The 23026-nt window shown below is 59.2% G+C and carries 26 protein-coding genes; 18 read left to right on the top strand and 8 right to left on the bottom strand.

What is annotated here, in order from left to right; translation table 11 throughout:
- Nucleotides 1–8: 8 nt before the first annotated feature.
- Nucleotides 9–995 carry a GlxA family transcriptional regulator gene (locus ACR0LH_RS02035; protein ID WP_170803918.1) on the bottom strand — a complete coding sequence of 329 codons (987 nt, stop codon included), beginning with the start codon at nt 993–995 and terminating at the stop codon, nt 9–11.
- A gap of 132 nt (nt 996–1127) precedes the next feature.
- Here ACR0LH_RS02035 and bcoG point away from each other — a divergent pair, with 132 nt between their 5' ends.
- The 3 genes from bcoG (at nt 1128) to ACR0LH_RS02020 (ending at nt 4367) form a co-directional block, all read left to right on the top strand.
- A complete protein-coding gene (gene bcoG / locus ACR0LH_RS02030) occupies nt 1128–2042 on the top strand; it encodes a 3-dehydrocarnitine:acetyl-CoA trimethylamine transferase BcoG (RefSeq protein WP_170551632.1) in 915 nt (304 codons plus the stop codon).
- A gap of 85 nt (nt 2043–2127) precedes the next feature.
- Complete coding sequence (locus tag ACR0LH_RS02025) at nt 2128–3609, top strand: carnitine 3-dehydrogenase (protein WP_480719462.1); 1482 nt, start codon at nt 2128–2130, stop codon at nt 3607–3609.
- Nucleotides 3606–4367, top strand: coding sequence for an SDR family oxidoreductase (locus ACR0LH_RS02020; protein WP_480719461.1), 762 nt, complete (start codon nt 3606–3608; stop codon nt 4365–4367). Before ACR0LH_RS02025 ends, ACR0LH_RS02020 begins: the two co-directional genes overlap by 4 nt.
- Here ACR0LH_RS02020 and ACR0LH_RS02015 read toward each other — a convergent pair whose 3' ends face one another.
- Nucleotides 4368–4550, bottom strand: coding sequence for a hypothetical protein (locus ACR0LH_RS02015; RefSeq protein ID WP_170382941.1), 183 nt, complete (start codon nt 4548–4550; stop codon nt 4368–4370).
- Nucleotides 4551–4621: 71 nt separating this feature from the next.
- Nucleotides 4622–5482, bottom strand: a complete 861-nt coding sequence (locus ACR0LH_RS02010) for a helix-turn-helix domain-containing protein (RefSeq protein WP_480719459.1) — start codon at nt 5480–5482, stop codon at nt 4622–4624.
- Nucleotides 5483–5589: 107 nt separating this feature from the next.
- Between ACR0LH_RS02010 and ACR0LH_RS02005 the strand changes: the two genes are divergently transcribed.
- Genes ACR0LH_RS02005 through ACR0LH_RS01995 form a run of 3 tightly spaced genes read left to right on the top strand, consistent with a single transcriptional unit; the run spans nt 5590 to nt 7594 of the window.
- On the top strand, nt 5590–5793 hold the full coding sequence (locus tag ACR0LH_RS02005; protein ID WP_480719457.1) for a DUF2061 domain-containing protein: 204 nt from the start codon (nt 5590–5592) through the stop codon (nt 5791–5793).
- Nucleotides 5786–6670, top strand: a complete 885-nt coding sequence (locus ACR0LH_RS02000; RefSeq protein WP_480719456.1) for a fatty acid desaturase — start codon at nt 5786–5788, stop codon at nt 6668–6670. The genes ACR0LH_RS02005 and ACR0LH_RS02000 overlap by 8 nt, the downstream gene beginning before the upstream one ends.
- Before the next feature lie 21 nt (nt 6671–6691).
- Nucleotides 6692–7594, top strand: a complete 903-nt coding sequence (locus ACR0LH_RS01995; RefSeq protein WP_480719454.1) for an EamA family transporter — start codon at nt 6692–6694, stop codon at nt 7592–7594.
- On the opposite strand, the gene ACR0LH_RS01990 is transcribed toward ACR0LH_RS01995, so the two are convergent.
- The 3 genes from ACR0LH_RS01990 to ACR0LH_RS01980 all read right to left on the bottom strand — a co-directional run bounded on the left by ACR0LH_RS01990 (nt 7591) and on the right by ACR0LH_RS01980 (nt 11697).
- Entirely contained in the window at nt 7591–8949 is a 1359-nt protein-coding gene (locus tag ACR0LH_RS01990) for a DEAD/DEAH box helicase (protein WP_170382951.1), read from the bottom strand. The genes ACR0LH_RS01995 and ACR0LH_RS01990 overlap by 4 nt on opposite strands.
- Before the next feature lie 183 nt (nt 8950–9132).
- Nucleotides 9133–10074: a glycosyltransferase family 2 protein gene (locus tag ACR0LH_RS01985; RefSeq protein ID WP_480719452.1), complete on the bottom strand. Its 942-nt coding sequence runs from the start codon at nt 10072–10074 to the stop codon at nt 9133–9135.
- An 18-nt stretch (nt 10075–10092) separates the two neighbouring features.
- Entirely contained in the window at nt 10093–11697 is a 1605-nt protein-coding gene (locus tag ACR0LH_RS01980; protein WP_480719450.1) for a peptide chain release factor 3, read from the bottom strand.
- Nucleotides 11698–11806: 109 nt separating this feature from the next.
- Between ACR0LH_RS01980 and ACR0LH_RS01975 the strand changes: the two genes are divergently transcribed.
- The 8 genes from ACR0LH_RS01975 (at nt 11807) to ACR0LH_RS01940 (ending at nt 19232) form a co-directional block, all read left to right on the top strand.
- Entirely contained in the window at nt 11807–12169 is a 363-nt protein-coding gene (locus tag ACR0LH_RS01975; protein ID WP_480719448.1) for a SnoaL-like domain-containing protein, read from the top strand.
- 73 nt (nt 12170–12242) lie between these two features.
- Nucleotides 12243–13022 carry an SDR family oxidoreductase gene (locus ACR0LH_RS01970; protein ID WP_480719446.1) on the top strand — a complete coding sequence of 260 codons (780 nt, stop codon included), beginning with the start codon at nt 12243–12245 and terminating at the stop codon, nt 13020–13022.
- 2 nt (nt 13023–13024) lie between these two features.
- Entirely contained in the window at nt 13025–14137 is a 1113-nt protein-coding gene (locus tag ACR0LH_RS01965; protein ID WP_480719444.1) for a hypothetical protein, read from the top strand.
- Between the two features lie 101 nt (nt 14138–14238).
- Complete coding sequence (locus ACR0LH_RS01960) at nt 14239–15285, top strand: methyltransferase domain-containing protein (RefSeq protein ID WP_480719443.1); 1047 nt, start codon at nt 14239–14241, stop codon at nt 15283–15285.
- An 80-nt stretch (nt 15286–15365) separates the two neighbouring features.
- Complete coding sequence (locus ACR0LH_RS01955; RefSeq protein WP_170413533.1) at nt 15366–16451, top strand: ABC transporter ATP-binding protein; 1086 nt, start codon at nt 15366–15368, stop codon at nt 16449–16451.
- Between the two features lie 121 nt (nt 16452–16572).
- Entirely contained in the window at nt 16573–17355 is a 783-nt protein-coding gene (gene surE / locus ACR0LH_RS01950) for a 5'/3'-nucleotidase SurE (protein ID WP_170382967.1), read from the top strand.
- Nucleotides 17352–18002 (top strand): protein-L-isoaspartate(D-aspartate) O-methyltransferase, encoded by a 651-nt coding sequence (locus tag ACR0LH_RS01945; protein WP_170382969.1) that lies wholly within the window; start codon nt 17352–17354, stop codon nt 18000–18002. The genes surE and ACR0LH_RS01945 overlap by 4 nt, the downstream gene beginning before the upstream one ends.
- A gap of 63 nt (nt 18003–18065) precedes the next feature.
- Complete coding sequence (locus ACR0LH_RS01940) at nt 18066–19232, top strand: peptidoglycan DD-metalloendopeptidase family protein (protein WP_480719440.1); 1167 nt, start codon at nt 18066–18068, stop codon at nt 19230–19232.
- 60 nt (nt 19233–19292) lie between these two features.
- Here the strand turns inward: ACR0LH_RS01940 and ACR0LH_RS01935 are convergent, their stop codons facing one another.
- Nucleotides 19293–19964, bottom strand: a complete 672-nt coding sequence (locus ACR0LH_RS01935) for a helix-turn-helix transcriptional regulator (RefSeq protein WP_170481613.1) — start codon at nt 19962–19964, stop codon at nt 19293–19295.
- 21 nt (nt 19965–19985) lie between these two features.
- Nucleotides 19986–20291 (bottom strand): hypothetical protein, encoded by a 306-nt coding sequence (locus ACR0LH_RS01930; RefSeq protein ID WP_170382975.1) that lies wholly within the window; start codon nt 20289–20291, stop codon nt 19986–19988.
- Between the two features lie 219 nt (nt 20292–20510).
- Between ACR0LH_RS01930 and ACR0LH_RS01925 the strand changes: the two genes are divergently transcribed.
- The 4 genes from ACR0LH_RS01925 (at nt 20511) to ACR0LH_RS01910 (ending at nt 23024) form a co-directional block, all read left to right on the top strand.
- Nucleotides 20511–20726, top strand: coding sequence for a twin-arginine translocase TatA/TatE family subunit (locus tag ACR0LH_RS01925; RefSeq protein WP_039531114.1), 216 nt, complete (start codon nt 20511–20513; stop codon nt 20724–20726).
- Between the two features lie 6 nt (nt 20727–20732).
- Complete coding sequence (tatB, locus tag ACR0LH_RS01920; protein ID WP_480719438.1) at nt 20733–21191, top strand: Sec-independent protein translocase protein TatB; 459 nt, start codon at nt 20733–20735, stop codon at nt 21189–21191.
- Nucleotides 21188–22063 carry a twin-arginine translocase subunit TatC gene (tatC, locus tag ACR0LH_RS01915; protein ID WP_170567015.1) on the top strand — a complete coding sequence of 292 codons (876 nt, stop codon included), beginning with the start codon at nt 21188–21190 and terminating at the stop codon, nt 22061–22063. The genes tatB and tatC overlap by 4 nt, the downstream gene beginning before the upstream one ends.
- A gap of 118 nt (nt 22064–22181) precedes the next feature.
- Nucleotides 22182–23024 carry an ATP-binding protein gene (locus ACR0LH_RS01910; RefSeq protein WP_480719436.1) on the top strand — a complete coding sequence of 281 codons (843 nt, stop codon included), beginning with the start codon at nt 22182–22184 and terminating at the stop codon, nt 23022–23024.
- The last annotated feature ends 2 nt before the right edge of the window (nt 23025–23026 follow it).

The raw sequence follows: 23026 nt of genomic DNA, 5'->3' as shown, positions 1-23026 counted from the left end.
GGATCTGGTCAGTGATGAGTGGGCTGTGTCCGCTCTTGTCGCAGATCGCGGGCCGAGAGGCCGTGTGCGGTGCGGAAGGCGCGGGCGAAGCTGGATTGTGAGCCGAAGCCCGTGGCCAGCGCCACATCCATCAGGGGCATGTCGGTGTCGGTGACGAGACGGCGCGCCTCGGCCAGGCGCAGTTGCAGATAGTGGTCTTGCGGCGTGGTGTTCAGGCGCAGGCGGAACTGCTGCTGCAAGGTGCGTGGGCTGGTGCCCAGGGTCTCGGCGATGTCGGAAAGCGGCAAGGGTTCGTCCAGTGACGATTCCATCAGGGTGTTGGCCTTGGCCGTCAGCGCCGTGTGGCGGTGCGGGGCGCCGATGCGACTTTGCGGTTTTGTCGGGGCAGGGGCACCGTCATAGAGGAACAGGCCGGACACCCGCGCGGCAAAGCCTGCCCCGTGCCGGGCGGCGATTATGTGCAGCATCATTTCAACGGCTGGAATAGCCCCGCCGGATGTCAGGCGATTGCCCGAGACCGTGAAACGGTCAGGGCGCACGTCAACTTCGGGGAACCGGTTGGCGAAGTTGTCCAGGTCTTCCCAATGTGTGGTGGCGGAATGTCCGTCCAGAAGGCCCGCTTCGGCGAGCAGCCAGGGGCCGCCGTCAATACCGGCCATGGTTGCGCCGCCGCTGGCAATGCGGCGCAAGCCGGCCAGCAGGCTGGGTGTGGCGTGGCGCGCCAGTTGGAACCCGGCCACCACGATCATCAGATCGCAGCTTTGCAGACGGGCCAAAGGAATTCCGGGAACGGTCAGGGCGCTGGTCAGCAGGGCTGGTTCCGCTGTAGCGGTCACATAGTCCCAGTCAAATGCGGGGCGATCTGCAAGCCGATTGGCTGCGCGCATCGGGTCAACGGCCGAAGCGAAGCTGAGCGTGTTGCATTCATCCAGCACCAAAACCGCTGTTTTGAGCGCGCGATGTTCGGGCTGCAGTATGTTTTTTGCGGATTTCATCAAGTCTGATTCGCATTCTGGCAAGTGTTTCCACAAGGCTGCGTCAGACTCGGGCCCGAAAGCAAATCAGAATCCGGGGAGAAGTCTGGGGAAAACCTAGGGCAAAACCGGGTATAACTTGGGGAAAACGTCATGCCTCTGGAAATGAACCGCGAAGTCTTCATCACCTGTGCCATAACCGGATCGGGCGGAACGCAGGATCGCAGCCCGCATGTGCCGCGCTCACCGCAGCAGATTGCAGATAGTGCGATCGCAGCGGCCAAGGCCGGGGCCGCCGTAGTCCATTGCCATGTGCGCGATCCGGAAACCGGAGTGCCCAGCCGTCGTCTGGACCTATATCGCGAGGTGACAGACCGCATTCGCGACGCTGATGTGGACGTTGTGTTGAACCTCACGGCCGGGATGGGCGGGGACATCGTGTTTGGTGGGGTGGAATCTCCGTTTCCGGTGGCCGAGGGCACCGACATGGTTGGCGCGTCCGAGCGTGTGGCGCATATCGCAGAGTGTCTGCCGGAGATCTGCACCTTGGATTGCGGCACCATGAACTTTGCCGAGGCCGACTATGTCATGACCAACACCCCCGGCGCGCTGCGGGCGATGGGTCAGATGATGACGGACATGGGCGTCAAGCCTGAGATCGAAGCCTTTGACACTGGTCATCTTTGGTTTGCCAAGCAGTTGGTGAAAGAGGGTATTTTGGAACCCAACGCTCTGGTTCAACTATGTATGGGCGTGCCGTGGGGGGCGCCGGATGATCTGAACACCTTTATGGCGATGGTGAATAACGTGCCGGATGACTGGACGTTCAGTGCGTTCTCTTTGGGTCGGAACCAGATGGCCTATGTCGCGGCCACTGTTTTGGCGGGTGGTAACGTGCGCGTCGGTCTGGAGGACAACCTGTGGCTGGACAAGGGCGTGCTGGCCGAGAACTGGCAGTTGGTGGAACGTGCCGGGACCATCATCGAGAATATGGGCGCGCGGGTGATTGGGCCTGCAGAGGTGCGTGAGAAGCTTGGCTTGGTCAAGCGCGCACCGGTGGCGAAGTAAGCGCGGATTTGGGGCCAGCCCCGTCGCCATCTGGGCTTGTACCAGTGGCGCCACAGATGGCGACCCCCGGGATATTTTCGGCCAGATGAAGAGGCGGATCGAAGTGAATACAGCGGCAATCATTGGTGGTGGCGTGATCGGCGGCGGGTGGGCTGCACGGTTTCTGCTGAACGGGTGGGATGTGCGGGTCTTTGATCCGGACCCAGAGGCCGAGCGCAAGATTGGTGAAGTTCTAGACAATGCGCGGCGGTCTTTGCCAGGGTTGAGCGATGTGCCACTGCCGCCCGAGGGCGCGCTGACCTTCCATGCGGACATGTCTGAGGCCGTTCGCGGGGCGCAGTGGATTCAGGAGAGTGTGCCAGAGCGGTTGGACCTGAAAGTGAAGGTTTACAGGGGCTTGCAGGAAGCATGTGATCCAGATGCGATCATCGGGTCGTCGACCAGCGGGTTCAAGCCGTCAGAGCTGCAGGAGGGTGCTCTGCGTCCTGAACAGATCGTGGTGACGCATCCCTTCAACCCGGTTTACCTGTTGCCTTTGATCGAATTGGTTCCGACCGACAGGAACCCAGCAGAAATGGTGGCACGTGCGCAAGAACTGTTGAAATCCGTGGGGTTCTTCCCTCTGCACGTCAAGAAAGAGATCGACGCCCATATCGCGGACCGTTTTCTTGAGGCCGTCTGGCGCGAGGCGCTTTGGCTGGTCAAGGATGGCATCGCCACCACCGAAGAAATCGACGAGGCCATCCGCATGGGCTTTGGCATCCGTTGGGCGCAGATGGGTCTATTCGAGACTTACCGCGTGGCCGGTGGCGAGGCTGGGATGCGGCACTTTATGGCTCAGTTTGGGCCAGCGCTGAAATGGCCCTGGACCAAGCTGATGGACGTGCCCGAATTTACGGATGAGTTGGTGGACATGATCGCTGACCAGTCGGATGCGCAGTCGGGGATGCACTCGATCCGCGAGTTGGAGCGTATCCGAGACAACAATCTTGTGGGGATGATGCGGGCGCTCAAGGCGCAGAACTGGGGTGCGGGGGCGGTCCTGAACCAGCATGATTCCGTATTGAAGCCCGGTGCCTTGCCAACGATCGACCAAGCCGATCTGAGCCGGCCGATCCTGACCGTCGCGCGTGCGGTTCCGTTGGATTGGACGGACTATAACGGCCACATGAACGAAGCGCGGTATCTTGAGGCGTTCGCCGCCGCCACGGATCGGTTCATGGAGATCATGGGCTGTGACGCGGACTATATCGCCTCGGGTGGCAGCTATTTCACCGCCGAGAACCACATCCGCTATATCGACGAAGTGCATGCGGGCGCGAAGATCGAGGTGCGCACGCAGTTGCTGCTAGGGCAGGGCAAGAAACTGCATGTTTTCCACAGCATGTATGAGGGCGACAAGCTGCTGGCCACGGGCGAGAGTTTTCTGCTGCATGTCAGCCTTGAGACCCGCCGCCCCAGTGCTCCGTCGGCCGAGATTGAGGCGGCGATGGCGCGGATTGCCGAAGCTCAGGCGGGCTTGCCATATCCTGAAGGCGCGGGTGCCGCGATCCGCAAACCGTCATGAGCGGGCGTGTCCTGATCACGGCCGGCGCTTCGGGCGTCGGTCGAGCCATGGCCGAGGCGTTTGACGCGGCGGGTGCGCAGGTCTGGGTGGCCGATCTGGACCCAGAGGCTTTGTCGCATTGCCCCTCACACTGGAAAAGGTCTGAAACCAACGTCGCTGAAGAAACGGCTGTAGCAGACATATTCGCGCGGATAGAAGCCGAATGGGGCGGGTTGGATACGCTGTGCGCCAATGCAGGTGTCGCGGGGCCGACGGCGTCGATCGAAGATGTGGCGGTTGAGGATTGGCGGGCGTGCCTGTCGGTAAATCTGGAAGGTGCGTTTTTGTGTGCGAAATACGCCGCGCCGATCATGAAGCGTCAGAATAGCGGTGCGGTGGTGATCACATCGTCAACTGCCGGACAATACGGATACCCCAATCGCGCGCCCTATGCGGCAGCGAAATGGGGAGTGATCGGCCTGGCCAAGACGCTGGCGATGGAGCTTGGGCCGTTTGGCGTGCGTTGTAACACCATTTGCCCCGGCGCTGTGGAAGGACCGCGCATGGAGGGCGTGCTAGAGCGCGAGGCGGCGGCCAAGGGCATGACCCGTGACCAGGTGTATGACGGCTACGCGTCCGGCACATCAATGGGACGTTTTGTGGAAGGACAGGACATAGCGAATATGGCCGTGTTCCTCGCGTCGGATGCGGCACGGCTGGTGTCGGGGCAGGTGATCGCCGTGGACGGCCATACCGTCAACCCCGATCCAAAACTCTGACTATCCCTGATTTGGCCCGCGTATTTGGCGGATGGTCTGACGAACAGCCTGCCAGTCCTGCGCTTGTTGCATGTTTCCGGCGGCCTCGCATTCGCGCATTTTCAGCGCGGCTTCCGCCTCGGCGCGGTCACCATGTGCCGAGTAAAGGGCACGTGCGTATTGTGCGGTTTGTAGTGCGTCCATTCCAGTGGTCCTCCGTCATTGTTCGGAATGCCCGTAAGTTCGCGCCAACCGACGATAGCACAGGAAAGACCCTAACGCATCTTTTCGCGTAAGCGTTGAAGATGTGTAGGAAACTGCCTGGCAGTCACATCTGCCTCGCGGACCAGAGTATCAAAGTGGCGGGTAAAGGTCTCGATCCGGTCGCGATCCCGAAAGGCCATATAGTGACTGCCCGCGTAAAAAACACACATCAGCGGCCCAAAGATTGTCACTGGCGCAGAATACAATCGTTTCGCGTCAAACAGGTAAATCCGCATACGCGGGTAGAACTGCTCGCACAGGGCAAGCAACTGGTCGATTTGCTCTAGCCGGGTTTGCAGGTTGAGACCTTCGTAATAGCCGGTCGCGTTCGCAAAGCTGTCGATCTCATACAGCGGCATCGCGATTTCATAGTCGGACTGCGCACTTCGCATCCATGTCAGGCGATCATTTGACGCTCCGATTGCCTGATCTGCCGTTCTGCCCAGATGCGGAGCATACTCCCATTCAAGCACCGCGCGGGTCTTCAACATGTCAGGCAAAGTCGCTGGAACATAACGGATTTTGTAGCCCGCAGCCTCTTTGTGCCATTCAAATATCCGCTCATCCACGAGGGCGCGTGGCGCTTCTGTCATGGTGAGTGAGCTTGCCAGCAACTCTGCCGCGCTTTCAGGGCGGTCAGACAGGCTCAGCAGCCAATCCGCTGACACGCCCAAGGCCGAAGCGCAACTGCCGACCACATGCGCGTTAGGTAGTCGCGCGCCGTCGTCGGTCAAAAGCTGCGACACGGTTGAGCGGTCCACACCAATGTCGCGCGCCAATGCGCTCTGACTGATGTGCCTTTCTTCCATCGCGCGGGCTAGACGCTGTCGGAACTGCGCCGCGCGGTCTCGTTTGTCGACTTTATCCCACATGTGTTTGAAAATATCACAGCTGATGAATTTTGTTAATCATATTCAGAATTTTCAACCTGACACGTTGTCCGTAATTCTTGAGACATAACAAGAATATGGGTGACGGAATGGAAACACGACAAAGATCGGTCGTGAAGGCGGTGCTGTGGAATGCAATGGGTCTGATCGTGATGACCCTTGTTGGGCTGATGGCAACAGGGTCCGCTGCGATCGGTGGGACATTGGCGATTGTGAACACGGCGACCGGTTTGACGCTTTATGTGATTTACGAACGTGTTTGGGCGGGCATCGCATGGGGCCGCAATGTCTGAGCGCAAGGGACCTGAATGGATCACCTTCGCGTTGATTCTGGCATGTTACGCAGCTTGGCTGGGGGTGATTTTTTACACGCCTGTGTGGGTGGCAATCCCGGCGATGGGGCTTGTCGCGGCCATGCACTCCTCACTGACGCATGAAGCGTTGCACGGGCATCCATTCCGGCAAAACTGGTTGAATGAGGCTTTGATGGCTCTGCCGTTGACGCTGTTCATTCCGTATCAGCGTTTTCGGGACCTGCACCTTGCCCACCATCGGGACGCGACCTTGACCGATCCGTATGACGACCCGGAATCGAATTATCTCGACCCGAAGGTCTGGGGCCGTCTGCACGGTTGGCAAAGGCTGCTGCTATCAGCGAACAACACTCTGTTGGGGCGTATCGTTCTGGGCCCGGCGATAGGGCAATATGTCTTTACGCGGCAGGAAATGCGCGCCGCCTTTCGTGGTGACCGGAATGTCCTGAGGGCGTGGGGGCTGCATCTGGTCGGGGTCGCTGTGGTTCTCTGGGTCGTTGCGCAGTCCGGCATGCCGATATGGGCCTATATCCTGTCTGCCTATATCGGGCTGGGTCTGGTGAAGATCCGAACCTTTCTGGAACACAGGGCGCACGAAGATGCAGGTGCCAGAACCGTCATCGTCGAAGATCGAGGGCCGTTGGCATTTCTGTTCCTGAACAACAACCTGCACGTGGTCCATCACATGAACCCGAGCGCGCCGTGGTATCGGCTGCCTTCGTTGTACCGCAAGGGAAAGGACCGCTATCTGGATAGGAACGAATCCTACGTGTATCGCTCATATGCCGAGATTTTCCGCGCGTTCCTAGTTCGCGCGAAGGACCCGGTCGCGCATCCTCTCTGGCCACGGGATTGATTTAAGGCCACAAGGGTCGGCATGAGCCTTTGGATTCCTGTCACTCTTGCGGCCGCGTCTTTTCAAACCGTTCGCTTTATGCTGCAAAAATCGCTGAGCAGCGTGAAGCTGACTGCGGCTGGCGCGACATTTGCGCGGTTTGCCTATTCGATGCCTTTGGCGGTCCTTGGGTTGGTCGTGGCCGTGATGCTGACCGGACACGGCCTGCCGCAGCTGACCGCCAAGTTCTGGCTGTTTGCCGTGATTGGCGGAACAAGTCAGATTCTGGCAACGATCTGTGTGGTCGCTTTGTTCAAGCAGCGCAATTTTGCCGTTGGGATCACCTTTAAGAAAACCGAAGTTATCCAGACCGCCATCGTAGGGTTTCTGGTCCTTGGCGATCAGGTGTCGGCGGGGGCGTTTGCGGCGATCATTCTGGGACTGACAGCGGTTCTGTTGCTGTCGAAAAACCCCGGCGGGGACGGGGCGTGGTGGAAACACCTGACCAATCGCGCCTCACGGCTGGGGTTGGGGTCGGGTGTTCTGTTCGCGTTTTCCTCGGTCAGTTACCGAGGGGCATCGTTGGAGCTGGGTGATATCGACGCATGGTTTCGGGCGCTGGTGACACTGGCCGTTGTGGTGTCATTCCAGTTTCTCAGCATGGGTCTTTGGTTGCTGTGGCGGGACCGGGCCGAGTTACGGGCCGTCTGGGACACGCGCCAGACCGGAGTATTTGTCGGCCTTACCAGCCTGACCGGGTCATTCTGCTGGTTTCTGGCCTTCACATTGCAGAACGCGGCATATGTCAAAGCGCTGGGGCAGGTCGAGCTGATCCTGAGCCTTTTCGCTTCGCTGCTGTTCTTCCGCGAGACCATCACCCGGCGTGAGATCGCCGGGATGACATTGCTGGGCGCGTCGATTCTGGTGCTGGTTCTGTCGATTTAACCGGCGCGACGCTCATCAAAGCTGAGCGCGATAAAGCTGGGCAGATGATCGCCCATGCCCACAACAGCCGCGCCACCGCCGTCGCGACGATTGCGGCCCTTGGGCTCTTTGTCCCTTTTGCGGTCGCTCTTTTTGCTGTCGCTCTTACTCTCATCCGAAGGCTTGGCCTTCTTTTCGCGCTTGGGCGCGTCGGATTTCGGCTCGTCCTTGACCGGGTTGTCGATCCGAGGGATTTCCTTCTGGATCAGCTTTTCGATCGCATCCAGCGCCTTTTCATCGCGACCCGAGCAGATCGTGATCGCCTTGCCCTCGCGACCGGCGCGACCTGTTCGGCCGATCCGGTGCACGTAGTCCTCGGCATGGCCGGGCACGTCGAAATTGAACACGTGGCTGACCGACGGGATATCCAGCCCGCGCGCGGCCACGTCCGATGCTACCAACAGGCGCAGTGACCCGTCACGGAACCCATCCAGCGTTTTCATGCGCTGCGACTGGTCCAGATCGCCATGGATGGCGGCGGCGTTATAGCCGTATTTCTTCAGCGATTTCGCGCAGATATCCACATCGGTCTTGCGGTTGCAGAAGATGATCGCGTTGGTGCATTTATCACCCTCGGCGTCGATCAGCGCGCGCAGGACTTTGCGTTTATTGCTGGCCTCACGGTCGCGGCGACCGCCTTTGAACATGACGACGCCCTGTTCGATGGTCTCTGACGCCGTTGCTTGGCGGGCAACCTCGATCCGGGCAGGGGCCGACAGGAAAGTGTCTGTAATTCGTTCAATCTCGGACGCCATAGTAGCCGAGAAGAACAGAGTCTGGCGGGTGAACGGCGTCAGCGAGAAGATGCGCTCGATATCGGGGATGAACCCCATGTCCAGCATCCGGTCGGCCTCATCCACCACCATGATCTGAACGCCGGTCAGCAGCAGCTTGCCGCGCTCAAAATGATCCAGCAGACGACCCGGTGTGGCGATCAGAACGTCCACCCCACGGTCGATCAGTGCCTCTTGTTCTTTGAAGCTGACGCCGCCGATCAACAGCGCTTTGGTCAGTTTCAGGTGCTTGGTGTAGGTGTCGAAGTTTTCCGCCACCTGCGCTGCCAGTTCCCGCGTCGGGCACAGCACCAGCGAACGCGGCATCCGCGCACGCGCACGGCCACGGGCCAACAGGGTGATCATCGGCAGGGTAAAACTTGCGGTCTTGCCGGTGCCTGTCTGGGCGATGCCAAGAACGTCCTTACCCTCAAGCGCAGGGGGAATCGCACCTTCCTGGATCGGGGTGGGGGTTTCGTATCCGGCTTCCTCAATTGCTTTGAGGACCTTCGGGTTCAGGTTCAGTTCGTTAAACTTTGTCATGTATGTCCGTTTTTGCGGACACTAGACCTGGCCCGCACGTCAAAGGAGTGCCGGGCCCGGATGGCCATACGCAGCAGCGCGCATTTCGGCTTGGCGGGGACATAACAAAATCGTTGATCGGGGTCAAATGAAGACGAATTAACGTAGCGGCGATCCGAACTGCTGGAGATTTCCTGCAACAATTCAGACGCTTCCGGGGAAGTGTTTCGCAAGCTTTTCATCGAGGTGCAGCGGTCGGTGCCGAATAAGGCCGTACTGTTCAAGTCTTGCATGCACCAAGGGGTCCGCGCCGCTGAGTTCGTCAAAGAATGTGCGCAGCGCGTCCTGTCCGCCTTCGACTTCTATCCACGCCAGCAGTTCATTCTTGTTCATGCCACCAAGTTCGCGGGGAACGTTGGGGGACATGCCGGGTTGATAAGAACCGCGTTCAAACCGGAACTGGTAGTGCGCAAGAAAGTGGTCCCAGTCTGGGGCATGCCTGTGGCAAAGATCAACTTGCTGCAGTTCCTCTTTGCAGGGCGATAGTTCTCCGTGCTGAAACACGTTGTGAATACGAAGGCTAACTTTAGGCCGCCCGGTTCGCACGAACAGCTTTCCCTGCACGTGGCTCAGGAATCCGCCCAGAACGAATGCGCCGTAATTGGGATAGAGCGTTTGGACGATGTTCTCGCGCTCGGACCCAGCGGGAATATGGGCTTTGTACTGGTCGATACCGCCTGCAATCGCTTCGATCGGGCGGACGCGGACACCAAGCAGTTGGTCCGGGACCGCGCTGAGTAGGCTGGAGATCGAGCTTTCGGACCAGAGGAACTCATCGACATCTATGTGCGCCAGCCAATCCTCTTGCGCCTTGCGGTAGGTAAAGGTGGCGTTTGCCGTCTGCCGGGTTTGGTGCTTGTCCGGGCGTTCACGTTTACGATGGGCCCAGAACCCGGCGTCGCAGTTGCGAACCTCGATTTTTGGGTGACGGTTCAGGGCGTTGAAGGCGCGCGGGATGGGTTCGTCCAGATAGAGGTAGATGCGGTCGACGCCGAGGTCCAGATGATACGCAGCGAACTTTAGTATGTCCGAGGACAAGCCGCGGACTGTTGAGACGATGCCCCAGCTTGGGGCATCACTCGTCATGCAAGACCCTTGGGCCGATCACGTCATCATCTCTTTCGTGGCCGTCAGGTTCAGTTCGGGATAGTCACGCACGACCCGGTCAATGTCCCATTGCAGGCGTGTCAGATAAACGATGTCGCCGTCATGATCATGGGCGATGTGCTGCTTGTTGGCGTTGACGAATTTCTCAACCTCGGCCTTGTCGCCACTAACCCAGCGGGCCGAGGTGAACTGCGACGCCTCAAACCGCACGGGCAGGCCGTATTCCATCTCGATCCGGCTGGCGAGCACTTCAAACTGCAGGGCACCGACAACGCCGACGATAAAACCCGAGCCAATTGAGGGCTTGAACACCTTGGCCGCGCCTTCTTCGGCAAACTGCATCAGCGCTTTTTCCAGGTGCTTGGCCTTCATCGGATCAGCCGCGCGAACTGATTGCAGCAGTTCCGGGGCGAACGAAGGGATACCGGTCACGCGCAGCGCCTCACCCTCGGTCAGGGTGTCTCCGATGCGCAACTGACCGTGGTTGGGGATGCCGATGATGTCCCCGGCCCAAGCCTCGTCCGCCAATTCACGGTCGGACGCCAGAAACAGGACGGGATTCGAGATCGCCATCGGTTTTTTTGACCGCACATGGGTCAGCTTCATGCCACGCTTGAAATGGCCCGAGGCCATGCGGACAAACGCCACCCGGTCGCGGTGCTTGGGGTCCATGTTGGCCTGCACTTTGAAGACAAACCCGGCCACCTTCTTTTCATCCGGCGCGATCTGACGTGGTTCCGCCGATTGCACCTGCGGTTGCGGGCCGTAGGCACCGATGCCTTCCATCAGTTCCTTGACGCCGAACGAGTTTATGGCCGAGCCGAACCAGATCGGGGTCATGTGGCCTTCCAGGACGGCTTGCGGGTCCAGCGCGGGCAGCAACTCGCGCGCCATCTCGACCTCTTCCAGCAGCTTCTCAAGCAGGTGTTCGGGCACGTGTTTCGCCAGCTTGGGATCGTCCAGCCCGTCGATCTGGATGCTTTCTGCCACTTTGTTGCGGTCGGCGCGGTCCATCAGCTCTAGCCGGTCACGCAGCATGTCATAGCAGCCGATGAAATCGCGCCCCACACCAATCGGCCACGCGGCGGGCGTGACGTCGATGGCGAGCATCTCCTGAATTTCGTCGATGATCTCAAAGGTATCGCGGCTTTCGCGGTCCATCTTGTTACAGAAGGTCAGGATGGGCAGATCGCGCAGGCGGCAAACCTCGAACAGTTTCTGCGTCTGGCTTTCCACACCCTTCGCGCCGTCGATCACCATCACGGCGGCGTCTACGGCGGTCAGCGTGCGATAGGTGTCTTCCGAGAAATCGCTGTGACCGGGCGTGTCCACCAGATTGAACCGGAAGTTCCCATAGTCAAACGACATGGCCGAGGCCGAGACCGAGATGCCTCGATCCTTCTCCATCTGCATGAAGTCCGAGCGCGTGCGCCGCGCCTCACCCTTGGCGCGGACCTGACCGGCCATCTGAATGGCGCCCCCATACAGCAGGAACTTTTCCGTCAGCGTCGTCTTGCCCGCATCCGGGTGCGAGATGATAGCGAATGTCCGGCGCCGGGCGATCTCGGGCGGCAGGGAGGGTTGGTTCGAGGTATCAAGCATATTCGCGCGTATAGGCGGGGAATCCCGCCGAAGCAAGACAAAGGGGGTGGTTAGAATCGTGTGCTTGTGGCAATAAGAACATATAGTGAACAAATGGTGGAGTGGATCAATGAATTTGAAGGAAATCGCAGACGAGCTCGTCGCAGGCTGCCGCGAGGGTCGCGCCAAAGAGAATTTGGAAAAACTCTATGCCGAGGATGCCGTTTCGGTCGAGGGGCAGGATTTTATGAATATGGGCCGCGAAACACAGGGTCGGGATGCGATCCGTGGCAAGCAGGAGTGGTGGGAAGGCGCACACGAAGTTTCGGGTGCCTCGGTCAGTGATCCGTTCCCGCACGGCGACGATCGATTTGCCGTGATTTTTGCGGTACAGGGCAAGGTGAAAGAGACCGGTGAAACCTTTGATATGCAAGAGGTCGGCGTCTATCACGTGGCGAACGGCCAGATCGTTCGCGAAGAGTTCTTTTACTAACGCACCCTGAAATCTGGTCTTCCCCGCCTGGCCGGTGCTAGACATGCGGGCAACAACAGATGGGGAGGATCATATGGATCTGGGAATCAAAGGAAAACGTGCGCTGGTTTGTGCCAGCAGCAAAGGCTTGGGTCTGGGTTGTGCCGAGGCTTTGGCCGCAGCGGGCGTCGATCTGGTGATGAACGCGCGCGGGGCCGAGGCGTTAGAGTTTGAAGCCGCGCGGTTGCGCTCAGACTATGGCGTGGACGTTCAGACAGTGGCGTGTGATGTCACCTCATCGGACGGTCAGGAGCGGGTTATTAATGCCGCGCAAGGTGTTGATATCCTTGTGACAAACGCGGGCGGCCCTCCTCCGGGTATGTGGTCGGATTGGGAGCGTGAGGATTTCATCAAAGCGCTGGACGCCAACATGCTGACACCGATTGCGTTCATGAAAGCCTTGCTGCCGGGGATGATGGACAAAGGCTGGGGGCGCGTGGTCAACATAACCTCGCAATCCGTGCGCGCGCCGATCGCGGTGCTGGGCCTGTCCAATGCGGCACGGACCGGGCTGACGGGCTATGTGGCCGGAACCTCGCGCCAAGTGGCCCCGCATGGGGTGACGATCAACAACCTGTTGCCGGGCATTCATGCGACGGATCGTGCGAATGCGCTGGATGGTGGCGTGTCGGCCCAAAAGGGTATTTCAATCGACGAGGCACGCGCCGAGCGTGCCGCCACGATCCCGGCACGACGCTACGGCTCGCGCGAAGAATTCGGCGCGACCTGCGCATTTCTGTGTTCGCAGCACGCCGGTTTCATCGTCGGGCAGAACATCTTGCTGGATGGCGGAGCAACCAACCTGACGATGTAACAATGGCGCAGAACTTTTCTCTTAAAGATCAGCTTTTTAACGCAGATAAAACCCGCTATCTGGCGGGGTTGTTTGCGGCCGCCAGCCCGTCTTTTGATGGGCAGGCGTTTGAGAGAAACGTAATGTCCCGCCTGCCTGATCTTGAGTTGAAAGAACGTATGGCGTGGATCGCCGCGTGCCTGCAACAGGCCGTTCCCGGTGATCTGCCGGACATCGCGCCGACGTTGTTGGAGGCTTTGCCGCCCCCGTTGGACCCGACCAAGTCAGATGACGACTTCGGGGATTTTATCTTTGCCCCGTTGGGCGATTGGGTTGTGGACGTTGGGTTGGATCATCCCGATCTGGCGCTGGATGTGATCGAAGAGCTGACGCAGAGGTTTTCAATGGAATGGGCCATTCGCCCATTCCTGAACCACCATCCTGACAAGGTGATGGCGCGCATGGAGGGTTGGTGCGATCACGACAGCTATCACGTGCGCAGACTGGTCAGCGAAGGCACACGGCCCAGGCTTCCTTGGGGGCAGGCGGTTGGGCTGGACCTGACTGATCCGCTGCCATTTCTTGACCGGCTGCATGTGGACAAGACCCGATATGTGACACGTTCGGTCGCCAACCATCTGAATGATATTACAAAAAAGGATCCCGAGCTGGTTCTGGGCCGTTTGCAAAGCTGGTCACGGGACGCGCAGCAGGATGCCGAGGAATTGCGGTGGATGACCACGCACACTCTGCGCGGACTGGTTAAATCGGGCCACCCGGAGGCCATGAAGATTCTGGGCTTCGATCCCGAGGCTGAGATTTCGGCAAGTGTCGCTGTTCTCGGTGAAGCAAGGATCGGTGGGGCGCTGGAGTTTGATGTGGTGCTGAATGGAGATGGTGATCAGCCGGTTCTGGTGGATTATATCGTTCACTTTCAACGCCCTGGGGGAAAGACCTCAGCCAAGGTGCGCAAGCTCAAGCAATCGACTTTGCGCGACGGAATGTTGAGGCTGGCCAAGAAACACAAGCTTAAGGCCGATGCGACAACCTTCAAGCTGGTTCCCGGTGCGCACAGGTTGGAGATTCAGGTAAATGGCCGGGTGCGCGCGGGCGTTGATTTCGATCTGTTGGACTAAGGTGGGCAACTCACAGTTCTGTTAGATGCCGGAGGCTTGGATTGCACCTGAGACCGCTCTGAACTAGCAGGTTTAAGACGCGAAATACGGGGAACCTTACGATGAAGCATGAGTCGGTGCAGAACTACTATGGCGAAGTCTTGCAAGGCAGTTCGGACCTGCAGACCAACGCATGTTGCACGCCAGATGATATGCCGGATCACGTAAAGAAAATTCTTTCGCAAATTCATGACGATGTGCTGACCCGTTACTATGGATGCGGGTTGATCGCGCCGCTTGATCTTGAGGGGATGAGCATTCTCGATCTGGGCTGCGGGGCCGGGCGCGACGTGTACGCCCTGTCCGCGATGGTCGGCGAAAAAGGCCGCGTGGTTGGCGTGGACATGACGCCCGAGCAACTGGACGTCGCCCGCGCGCATCAGGACTTTCACGCACAGGCCTTTGGTCATGGCGCGTCGAATGTTGAATTCCATCATGGATATATCGAAAAGCTGGACGAACTGGACCTTGAGCCGGGCTCGTTCGACATCATCGTCTCGAACTGCGTGATCAATCTGGCCACAGACAAAGAGGCGGTTTTACGCGGGGCGCACCGTCTGCTGAAAGAAGGCGGCGAGATGTATTTCTCGGACGTTTACGCCGACCGGCGCGTGCCGCAAGCCATGGCCGAGGATGAGGTTCTGTACGGCGAATGCCTGTCCGGGGCGCTGTATTGGAATGATTTCCTGTCGATTTCGCGCAAGGCAGGCTTTGGTGACCCGCGCCGCGTGACCCACCGTCCGCTGACCATTGAAAACCCGGTGTTGGAGGCGCGCGTTGCGCCGTTGAAGTTCCTCTCGGCAACGTATCGTTTGTTCAAACTGCCAGAGCTGGAGCCCGCTTGCGAGGATTACGGCCAGGCGGTGATCTACAAGGGCACAATCCCTCACGCTCCGCATCTGTTTGAACTGGACGACCACCATGCAATTGAAACCGGCAAGGTCTTTCCGGTGTGCGGCAATACAGGGATGATGTTGAAAAACACGCGATTTGCCCGGCATTTCGACTTCATCGGCGATTTCTCGACCCATTACGGCATTTTTGAAGGGTGTGGCGGCGAAAGCCCATTTGAAGCCACCGCAGAAGCGCCGTCAGGCGGGTGCTGCTGATCTCTTGCACCTAAGAGGCGGGGTTGCTATCCCGGCCCAAGCCCGATGGTTTTGATCGGGAAAGGCAACGGGGTCCATCGGTGACAGTAGACGCAACTCCTCCACGGCTGGAAATCCGCAACCTGATCGCGCGGTATGAGGGGCGGGTTGTTGTGGATGACGTGTCTTTGACCGTGCAAGCGGGGCAGGTGACTTGCCTGCTGGGACCATCGGGATGCGGCAAGTCGACGACGCTGCGCATGATTGCCGGGGTCGAGATGCAAGAATCCGGCGAGATTTACGTCGATGGAAAGCTGATTTGCGATACCGTTTTTCGGGTACCCCCGGAACGTCGCGAGATCGGGCTTATGTTTCAGGACTTTGCGTTGTTCCCACATCTAAGCGTGGCGGACAATGTGGCTTTTGGGTTGAAGGGTCACAGAGACGAAAAACGCACGCGGGTGGAAGAGCTTCTGCGCAAAGTTGATCTGATGCGATTCATGGATAGCTATCCGCATCACCTGTCGGGCGGCGAGCAGCAGCGGGTAGCGCTTGCGCGGGCCTTGGCGCCGCGCCCTCGGATCATGCTGATGGACGAGCCTTTTTCAGGCCTCGACAACCGCCTTCGCGACGGTATCCGCGACGAGACGCTTGCGATCCTCAAAGAGGAGGACGCGGCCGTCGTTCTGGTTACGCATGAACCAGAAGAAGCGATGCGCATGGCCGACGAAATCGCGCTGATGCGCAGAGGCAAGATTGTTCAGCAAGGCGCGCCGTACAACGTCTATACCCGCCCCGCTGACAAGGCCGCGGTCGCTTTCTTTAGTGATGTCAATGTGTTGAACGCGCAAGTTAATGGAGCGTTGGCCGACACTCCGTTTGGTCAGTTTCTTGCTCCGGGCGTGCCGGATGGCACGAATGTCGAGATCGTATTCCGGCCTCAACACCTGCGGCTGGATTTTGACCGCAACGGCAAAGGTCCACTTCCAACTGCGACTGACGGCGTTGCGGCCCGAGGTGTGGTCGAGCGTGCACGGTTTCTTGGCAACGAGAGTTTGGTCGAATTTCGGATGGATCATGACGGGTCGATCCTCAAGGCGACGGTGCCCAATGTTTTTGTGCCAAATCCGGGGCGGGTCATGTGGTTGACGGTTCGTCGTGACCGCTGTTTTGTTTTTCCAAAATAGAACCTGACTTTGCAGTTTTGACACAAGTGGTGCGCGAAAGCCTCAGAATGGGGGCGCGGTTCGCTTGCCGCCGCGCGGGGGCAGGTCTATCAAGGGAAAAACGCAGGGACGGATGGGGCATATGCGTATTCTTCTGACCAACGATGACGGAATTAATGCTCCGGGGCTGATCGCTCTGGAGGCGATTGCCGCCGAGCTTGCCGGTCCAGAAGGTGAGGTCTGGGTTGTTGCGCCTGCGTTTGAACAATCAGGCGTTGGTCATTGCATAAGCTACACGCATCCGATGATGGTGGCCAAGCTGGGCGAACGCCGATTTGCGGCCGAGGGCTCTCCGGCTGATTGCGTGCTTGCTGGTCTGCATGATGTGATGAAGGATGCACCGCCCGATCTGGTTTTGTCGGGGGTGAACCGTGGGAATAACTCGGCTGAAAACACGCTTTATTCCGGAACGGTCGGTGGCGCGATGGAGGCCGCGTTGCAGGGTATCCCCGCCATCGCGTTGTCCCAGTATTTTGGCCCGCGCAACCTTGGGCTGGACGATCCCTTTGAAACGGCAACCCGGTATGGGGCTGATCTTGTACGCAAAATTCTGGATGCATCGCCAGCAGAGCAGGGCGACTATCGATTGTTTTATAACGTGAACTTCCCGCCGGTTCCTGCGGACGAAGTGCTAGGCACCCGGATTGCGCCACAGGGGTTCCGCCGGGATACTCATTTCTCGGTCGAACCGCATAGCTCTCCGTCGGGGCGGCGCTTTTTGTGGATCAAGGGAGGCTATCAGCACAACCCAACCGCGCCGGGGACGGATGCAGCGGTGAACTTGGCCGGGTATATTTCGGTGACGCCGATGCGGGCGGATTTGACGGCACATGACGCGGTGGAGGCGCTGAAGGTAATCGAATGACCGGACCAAGCGCAGAAACCACCATGCAGTTCCTGTTTGCCCTGCGTTCACGCGGGGTGACTGATGCGCGCGTTCTCGCCGCGATGGAGCAGATCGACCGGGGGCAATTCGTCAAGGGTCTTTTCGCCGAACGCGCCTATGAGGACACGCCGCTGCCGATTGCCTGTGGCCAGACAATCAGCCAGCCTTCGGTCGTTGGGCTGATGACGCAGGCGTTGGAGGTTCGACCACGGGACACGGTTCTGGAGATTGGGACCGGCTCTGGTTACCAAGCGGCGATCCTGTCGAAACTGGCGCGCCGGGTCTATACTGTCGAGCGCCACAAGCGTCTGGTGAGGGAAACGGGTCAGCTTTTCCGAGACCTCGGACTGACCAATGTGACGGCCATGCTGTCTGACGGGTCTTTTGGCCTGCCCGAGCAAGCACCGTTTGATCGTATTATTGTTACGGCCGCCGCCGAAGACCCGCCGGGGCCGCTCTTGGCGCAGCTCAAAATCGGCGGTATCATGGTTTTGCCGGTGGGGCAGTCGGATGCGGTTCAGACCTTGATCCGCGTGCGGCGCACCGAGACCGGTCTGGACTATGACGAATTGTTGCCCGTTCGTTTCGTACCCCTGTTAGAGGGGCTGGGAAAAGAAGGGGCGTAAAGGAATATTCTGCAATATGCACCGGAACCCCGGCCAACAGGGGCAGGTGTTGAGGACAGTAAAATGAGAGCAGTTTCCAAATCAGCGATACGCCGCTGCGCACCAGGGGTCGCGGCTCTGGCAATTCTAGCCGGGTGTGAAGGCCCGTTGGATTATGATCTGCGCGGGCAGGTCGGTGGATTTTCGACCACCGACGCCGCGCAATCCGCGACCACGAACCGACCGGCGCCAGACACGCGGGGCGTTATCACGTACCCGACGTATCAAGTCGCCATAGCGCGCCGTGGTGACACGGTGAGGGACGTGGCCGCTCGGGTCGGTCTGCCTGAGGGCGAGCTTGCCACCTTCAACGGCCTCAAACCGACTGACACTCTGCGTGATGGCGAAGTCGTCGCTCTGCCGCGAGCAGTTGGGGCGGCGAGCACAGTGGACATAGCCACGATTGCCGGAACCGCGATCGACGACGCGCCGACGGATGGGTCTGTTCGGACGTCAACTCTGGAGCCTGCACAACCTGCTGCGGCTCCTGCTCCGGCGCCAACGCCTGCGGGTCCCGAACCGATCCGGCATAAGGTTAAACGGGGCGAAACAGCCTTTACGATCTCACGGCTTTATGACGTGCCGGTGGACGCTCTTGCCGACTGGAACGGTTTGGATTCGGACTTTACCGTGCGCGAGGGGCAGTTCTTGCTGATCCCGATCAAAAGCCAGCCTGCGCCGCAACAGACAAGCCAGCCTGCAACCAATGTCACGCAGCCGGGGCAGGGGTCACCGACACCGACGCCTCCAAGTGCCACTCAGCCGTTGCCGGATGAAGTTATCGCCCCTGCTGAGCCCGCACCTGATGTCACAGCCGAGGCACCGACGAACCAAAGCAATTCCGTATTGGGAATGCCTGTCACCGGAACGATTATTCGCGCTTACAAGAAAGGTAAGAACGAAGGGATTGATATTGCCGCAGCGCCGGGTGCGTCCGTGAAGGCGGCCGAGGCTGGAACGGTGGCGGCCATTACAGCCGACGCGGATCAGGTGCCGATCATCGTTGTAAAGCACAAGAACGATCTGCTGACCGTTTATGCCAATGTCGAAAAAATCACGGTGAAAAAAGGTGATCGCGTTCGCCGGGGCGAGAAAATCGCGGCCTTGCGCGGCGGCGACAATGCCTATGTCCATTTCGAGGTTCGTAAAGGGTTTGAAGCCGTCAATCCGGAACCTTACTTGAAGCAATAGGGATGGTCCGTTCCGGACCATGCCTCCGGCGGGGATATTTTTGGCCAGATGAAGCGCGGATCACGCGTGTGGATCGAAGTCGCTGAGCCTTTTGCCGGGTTCGTCGGCGAAGATTTCTGGGAGTGGGTGGACAGATTCGATCAGGTCTACGCGGAAGACGCGGAAGCCCTCTCGTAGTTCGCACCATGCCGTCAGGGTCCAGACGCGGCCCCAATATTCCATATGGAGCGGGCGGATGGTGCGGTCTGTCAGCACGCCATCGATGCGACGGTAGGACAAGTGTAGTTTTTGGCGTGACTTAATAGCGGACCGGATCGGTGCCATATGCGCCAGCCCGCGCGCGGCATCGGCAAAGGGATAGACGGCGAATTTCCAGGTGTCGGCCTCGGCCACGACCTGTGTCGGCAGCACTGCGTCGATCTTGTCGGCCAGCGTTTCGGCGGCAGCTTTCAGATCCGGGTCGGCGGCTTCGGCTACGATTGCCATGCCGAGGTTCAGCGCCTCCAGCTCGGCAGGGGTCAAGTTCAACGGGGGCAGGGTGATCTGTTCGCGCACCATGTAGCCCACGCCGCGTTCGCCTTCGACCGGAACGCCCGAGGCGACCAGCGTATCCATGTCGCGATAGATCGTGCGGACCGACACCTCGAGCCGATCCGCGATGTCCTGCGCGCGGTGCAGTTTGCCGTCGCGCAGGATCTGGATGATGTCGAACAGGCGGTCAGTGCGGCGCATGACACGCCGGTCCGACCGCGATCAGGCGGTCATGTTCCATAGCACGTTCTCATGGCGCATCTGGATGCTTTCCGGGTTGATCGCAGCCATCAGATCCGCGCAGAAGTCTTGCTGCGGGAACTGCGCGGCGGCGTCTTTGGCCGCCTTCATATCCGTCCAGACCACGTAGTCGGTCCAGCGGCCATCCTCGCCCTGGCTCAGGTGGCGGTGGGTGAAGCCGGGCGCAGACCGGACAAAGCTTTCGGATGCCTGGCTGAGTTTTACAAACTCTGCCGGAGTGGTGCCATTGGCGAGGCTGAAGGTGACGATTTCTGCAACATGGGTCATTTGAGTCTCCGTTGACCAAGTTTCGATGGTCTGTACCTAGCCAGTATCAACTGACATAAACCTGTCAGTTGAGAATTGCGAGTCTCAAAAAATCGCGTATGGCGGTCAATTTTGGCGGTCAAATAGCAAGGTCTCACTTTTGCGAGCCGGGATCCGGGCGTAGACACGAACTCAGATCACATTCCCGACGCAGTGCGTCGATGTACAAGGAGATATGACATGCTCAACAATATCGGTCTTCCCGGTCTTCTACTGATTGCTGTCGTGGTGCTAGTGCTGTTTGGCCGCGGCAAGATCAGCTCGCTTATGGGTGAGGTGGGCAAGGGCATCACCTCGTTCAAAAAGGGCGTCAAGGAAGGCGCGGATGAGTTGGAGCAGGACGCGTCCGAGCTGGCCAAGGACGTCACGCCCGAGACTGACAAAGACAAGGCATAAGACCAGATGTTTGATCTGGGCTGGACCGAGCTTCTGGTCATTGGCATCGTGGCCCTGATCGTTGTGGGGCCAAAGGACCTGCCTGTGCTGTTCCGCAATGTTGGCCGCTGGGTCGGCAAAGCGCGTGGTATGGCGCGTGAATTCAGCAGTGCGATGAATGAGGCTGCGGACCAGGCCGGTGTCAATGAAATCAAGAAGGGGCTGAACGCGGCAACCAATCCGGTTGGCACGGCCATGGACGGCGTGAAAGAAGCCGCGCAGGAAATGGCCAAGAGCATGGATCCGACCAAGTTCGACCCTGACAGTGAAACCGGCAAACTGGCGGCTGAACGGGCGGAACAGGCGAAGAAGATCCAGGCCTCGACTGCGCGTGCTGCGGCCGAACGTAAGGCTAGGGAAGCAGCCGAAGCTCTGACCAAGGCGGAAGAAGCCGAAGCCGCGCTGAACACCGAAAGCAAGACATGACCAAGACCGACGAGATCGAGGACAGCTCGGCCCCATTGATCGAGCATCTGGCGGAGTTGCGCACGCGGCTCATTCACTGCGTCGTTGCGTTTCTGATCGGGATGATCATCTGCTTTACGGTGGCCACGCCTCTTTTTAACTTCCTGACGCGCCCGTTATGTGACGTTCTGGCTGAACGCGGGCAGGATTGCGGGCTGATCTTCATCTCGCCGCAGGAAGGGTTCTTTGTGGCCATCAAAGTCTCGCTTCTGGGCGGGTTCATTCTGGCGTTCCCCTATATCGGGATGCAGATGTGGCGGTTTGTGGCTCCGGGGCTGTATAAATCGGAAAAGAACGCGTTCCTGCCGTTCATGCTGGCCTCGCCCTTCATGTTCCTTCTGGGTGCCAGCTTTGCCTTCTACGTGGTCACACCGCTGGCCTATGACTTCTTCCTGGGCTTCCAGCAGTTCGGAGCCGAAGGTGAGGCCGTGACCGAAGGCGCAACCGCCGCCCCGCTGAGCGTGGTGTTCCAAGGCTCGGCGCAGGAATATCTGAACCTGACGATCAAGTTCATCGTGGCCTTTGGCCTGTGCTTCCAACTGCCGGTTCTGCTGACCCTGATGGGCAAGGCCGGGTTGGTGACGGCCGAAGGTCTGGGCTCGGTCCGCAAATACGCCGTCGTCGCCATCCTGGTGCTGGCGGCGCTGGTGACACCGCCGGACGTGATCACGCAGGTCATCTTGTTTGTGGTGGTCTACGGACTTTATGAGATTTCGATCTTCCTCGTCGCCCGCGTCGAGAAAAAGCGCGAAGAGCAACTGCGTGCCGATGGCTACTACGATGACGAAGAAGAGGCGGATGCCGAGATCATTCGCGAAGAAGACGGAAAATAACCGCTCTTTGAACTAAAAATAAGGCGCGCTACCGGTTGGCGCGCCTTTTTCTTTTCTGGACCTTGTTGCGCAAACCGGAACATGGTTTGAAACCGCGACGACAAGACCGGAGGCCCCCATGGACGACCAAGCCCTGAACCGCATCGCTGACGCTCTGGAGCGGATGGCCCCTGCACCCTTGGACGCGCCGGATTTCAGCGCGGCCCCGGCCTTTGTCTGGCACGTCGAACCCGACCGGCTTGAGCCTGTGACCATGGTCAACCGTGTCGATCTGGAGCTGCTGGTTGGGATCAACCGGTCCCGCGATACACTGCTGGACAACACCCGGCGCTTTGCAGCGGGTTTCAAAGCCAACAACGCACTTCTGTGGGGCGCGCGGGGGATGGGTAAATCCAGCCTCGTCAAGGCCGTCCACGGCACCCTGCAATCCGACCACCCCAACCTGAAACTGGTGGAGCTCCAGCGCGAGGATATGGGTTCGGTCGCGCGCCTGCTGAACCACCTGCGGGCCGCCCCGCACCGGTTCATCCTTTTCTGCGATGACTTGTCCTTCAGCCATGATGACCAACACTACAAATCGCTCAAGGCGGTGCTGGATGGTGGTATAGAAGGCCGCCCGGAAAACGTCGTCTTCTACGCCACCTCGAACCGCCGCCACCTGATGCCGCGGGACATGATCGAAAACGAACGATCCAGCGCCATCAACCCGTCTGAAGCCGTAGAGGAAAAGGTCTCGCTCTCAGATCGGTTTGGGCTGTGGCTGGGTTTTCACCCCTGCGATCAGGACGAGTACCTGGCAATGATCAACCAGTACTGTGCCGCTTACAGTGTGACCGTAGACCCCGATACGCTGCGTGCCGAAGCCATCGAATGGCAGGCTACGCGCGGTGCGCGCTCGGGCCGGGTGGCGTGGCAGTTCTTTGTTGATCTGGCGGGGCGAAACGGAACCCATATCGGGTAATC

The sequence above is a fragment of the Ruegeria sp. CL6 genome (assembly GCF_056536465.1).
Note: the sequence above shows the minus strand (reverse complement) of the source record. Positions and strands in the feature narration are given on the sequence as shown.